A 3,273-nucleotide genomic window follows, 5' to 3' on the forward strand; every position below is an offset into this window, starting at 1 on the left:
TCAAACCGCCCGTCGCACCATCAATTCCTTGATCTTGCCGATCGCCTTGGTCGGGTTGAGCCCCTTCGGGCACACGTCGACGCAATTCATGATCGTGTGGCAACGGAACAGACGATACGGATCTTCCAGGTTATCGAGGCGTTCGCCCGTCGCCTGATCGCGGCTATCCGCGATGAAGCGATACGCCTGCAGCAAGCCCGCCGGTCCCACGAACTTGTCCGGGTTCCACCAGAAGCTCGGGCACGACGTCGAGCAGCTCGCGCACAGAATGCACTCGTACAAGCCATCGAGTTCATCGCGCTCGACGGGCGACTGCAGACGCTCCTTCTCGGGCGGCGGCGTATCGTTGATCAGATACGGCTTGATCGAATGATACTGATTGAAGAACTGCGTGAAATCGCAGATCAGATCGCGCACCACCGGCAGACCCGGCAGCGGACGCAGCACGATCTTCTGCGGCAGTTCGTTCAGATTCGTCAGGCACGCGAGGCCGTTCTTGCCGTTGATGTTCATCGCGTCCGAACCGCACACGCCTTCGCGGCACGAGCGACGGAACGACAGCGTCTCATCGACTTCTTTCAGCTTCACCAGCGCGTCGAGCAGCATGCGTTCATGCGTCAGATCGAGCTCGTAGCTCTGCATGCGCGGCGCCGCATCCTTGTCCGGATCGTAGCGATAGACTTCAAAAATTCTCTTTGCCATTTCGATTTCCTTGCGCTTTCCTTAGAAGGTACGCGCCTTGGGCGGCACCGATTCGACCGTCAGCGGCTTCATCTGCACCGGCTTGTATTCGAGGCGATCGCCTTCGCTGAACCACAGCGTGTGACGCATCCAGTTCTCGTCGTCGCGATGCTCGTAGTCGCTGTGCGCGTGCGCGCCACGGCTTTCCTTGCGCGCTTCGGCGGAGACCATCGTCGCGCGCGCGACTTCGATCAGATTCGCCAGTTCGAGCGCCTCGACCTTCGCGGTGTTGAACACCTTCGACTTGTCCTTCAGATGCACGTGCTTCACGCGCTCGGCGAGTTCGGCGATCTTGCCGACGCCTTCTTCGAGCAGCTTCGACGTGCGGAACACGCCCGCATGCGCCTGCATCGATGCGCGGATGTCGTTGGCGATGTTCTGCGTGTATTCGCCCGACGTCGACTTCTCCAGCACCGCGAGACGTTCCATCGCGAAGTCGGCGGCATCGGCCGGTAGCGGCTTGTGCTCCTTCAGTTCCTTCGCGTGCTTGATGATGTGATTGCCCGCCGCGCGGCCGAACACGACGAGATCGAGCAGCGAGTTCGTGCCCAGACGATTCGCGCCATGCACCGACACGCACGAGCATTCGCCAACAGCATAGAAGCCGTTGACCGGATCGTTGTAGCCCTTCGCGGTGCCCACGACCTGACCATGCATGTTCGTCGGAATGCCACCCATCTGATAGTGGATGGTCGGCACGACCGGAATCGGCTCCTTGATGCAATCGACGTTCGCGAACTTCAGCGCAATCTCGCGAATCGACGGCAGACGCTTCATGATCGTCTCGGCGCCGATGTGCGACAGATCGAGCAGCACGTGATCCTTGTTCGGACCGACGCCGCGGCCTTCCTTGATCTCCTGATCCATCGAACGCGAAACGAAGTCGCGCGGCGCGAGATCCTTCAGCGTCGGCGCATAGCGTTCCATGAAGCGATCGCCATTCGAGTTACGCAGAATGCCGCCTTCACCGCGCACGCCTTCGGTAATCAGCACGCCCGCGCCGGCGACGCCGGTCGGGTGGAACTGCCAGAACTCCATGTCCTGCAGCGCGATGCCCGAACGCGCGGCCATGCCGAGGCCGTCGCCCGTATTGATGAACGCATTCGTCGATGCCGCGAAGATACGGCCCGCGCCGCCCGTGGCGAACAGCGTCGTCTTGCCCTCGAGGATATAGACCTCGCCCGTTTCCATTTCGAGCGCGGTGACGCCGAGCACGTCGCCATCGGCGTCGCGGATCAGATCCAGCGCCATCCATTCGACGAAGAAGTGCGTCTTCGCAGCCACGTTCTGCTGATACAGCGTGTGCAGCAACGCGTGACCGGTACGGTCGGCGGCCGCGCAGGCGCGTTGCACGGGCTTCTCGCCGTAGTTCGCCGTGTGGCCGCCGAACGGACGCTGATAGATCGTGCCATCCGGATTACGGTCGAACGGCATGCCCATGTGTTCCAACTCGTACACGGCGTTGGGCGCTTCGCGGCACATGAACTCGATCGCATCCTGATCGCCGAGCCAGTCGGAGCCCTTGATGGTGTCGTAGAAGTGATAGTGCCAGTTGTCTTCGCTCATGTTGCCGAGCGATGCGCCGATGCCGCCTTGCGCGGCCACCGTATGCGAGCGCGTGGGGAACACTTTCGAGAGCACCGCGACGGACAGACCCGCGCGCGCGAGCTGCAGCGATGCGCGCATGCCCGATCCGCCCGCACCGACGATGACCACGTCAAAGCGACGACGCGGCAGGGAAGTCTTGATTGCAGCCATGTTCTTTAAACTCTCCAGAGAATCTGTGCAGCGTAGCCGGCGCATCCGACGAGCCAGAGGATCGTCAGCACTTGCAAGAGCAGGCGCAGACCCATGGGCTTCACGTAGTCCATCCAGATGTCGCGAATGCCGACCCACGCGTGATAGAAGAGGCAAAGCAAGGCTACGAAAGTCGCGAGCTTCATCCACTGGGTCGCGAACATGCCCGCCCAGCCTTCGTACGAGAAGTTGTGCGCGGCGAAGAACCAGAAGAGAAGAATGACGGTGTACACGGCCATCACGACCGCGGTGATGCGTTGCGCGAGCCAGTCGCGCAGACCATAGTGCGCGCCGACGACCAGGCGCTTGGGGCCGACCCGATTTTGCGTTGCCATGTTTAGAACACTCCGAAGATCTTGAGAGCCATCGCGAGCGTGAGCAACAGCGAGACGATCAGCACGATGAGCGCGCTTTGCTTGCCGCCTTCCTTGTTCACGCCGACGTGCGTGTCGAGCAGCAAGAAGCGGATACCCGCGCAGAAGTGATGCAGATACGACCACGACAACACGAGCGTGATGATCTTGACGATGGGGTTGGCGAGAAAGCCCTTGAACGCGTCGAACGAGATTTCCGACGTGAGGCTCTGATCGAGCAGATACAGGATGAACGGCAGACACACGAAGAGCAGCAGGCCGCTCACGCGATGCAGGATCGATACCTTGCCCGCCAGCGGCAAGCGATACTTCGCGATCTGACCGATCCCGATGTTCCGGTATTCCGGCCTTGGTTTTTTTA

The 3,273-nt window shown here is 61.0% G+C and carries 4 protein-coding genes; all 4 read right to left on the reverse strand.

Features of this window, described 5'->3' with window-relative positions; translation table 11 throughout:
* Positions 1-702 (reverse strand): succinate dehydrogenase iron-sulfur subunit, encoded by a 702-nt coding sequence (locus NCR93_RS31600; RefSeq protein WP_008354056.1) that lies wholly within the window; start codon positions 700-702, stop codon positions 1-3.
* Between the two features lie 21 nt (positions 703-723).
* Positions 724-2,499: a succinate dehydrogenase flavoprotein subunit gene (sdhA, locus tag NCR93_RS31605; protein ID WP_008354057.1), complete on the reverse strand. Its 1,776-nt coding sequence runs from the start codon at positions 2,497-2,499 to the stop codon at positions 724-726.
* 5 nt (positions 2,500-2,504) lie between these two features.
* Complete coding sequence (gene sdhD, locus NCR93_RS31610; RefSeq protein ID WP_175982961.1) at positions 2,505-2,873, reverse strand: succinate dehydrogenase, hydrophobic membrane anchor protein; 369 nt, start codon at positions 2,871-2,873, stop codon at positions 2,505-2,507.
* 2 nt (positions 2,874-2,875) lie between these two features.
* Positions 2,876-3,273: succinate dehydrogenase, cytochrome b556 subunit (gene sdhC / locus NCR93_RS31615; RefSeq protein ID WP_239295601.1), on the reverse strand; the 398-nt coding region annotated here is incomplete at its 5' end.

The organism is Caballeronia sp. ATUFL_F1_KS39 (assembly GCF_023630985.1).
Taxonomy (GTDB): Bacteria; Pseudomonadota; Gammaproteobacteria; order Burkholderiales; family Burkholderiaceae; genus Caballeronia; species Caballeronia zhejiangensis.

Coding starts and splice junctions, on each gene's coding strand:
- NCR93_RS31600 (WP_008354056.1), bottom strand. CDS start 702: ATGGCAAAGAGAATTTTTGAAGTCTATCGCTACGATCCGGACAAGGAT.
- sdhA (WP_008354057.1), bottom strand. CDS start 2,499: ATGGCTGCAATCAAGACTTCCCTGCCGCGTCGTCGCTTTGACGTGGTC.
- sdhD (WP_175982961.1), bottom strand. CDS start 2,873: ATGGCAACGCAAAATCGGGTCGGCCCCAAGCGCCTGGTCGTCGGCGCG.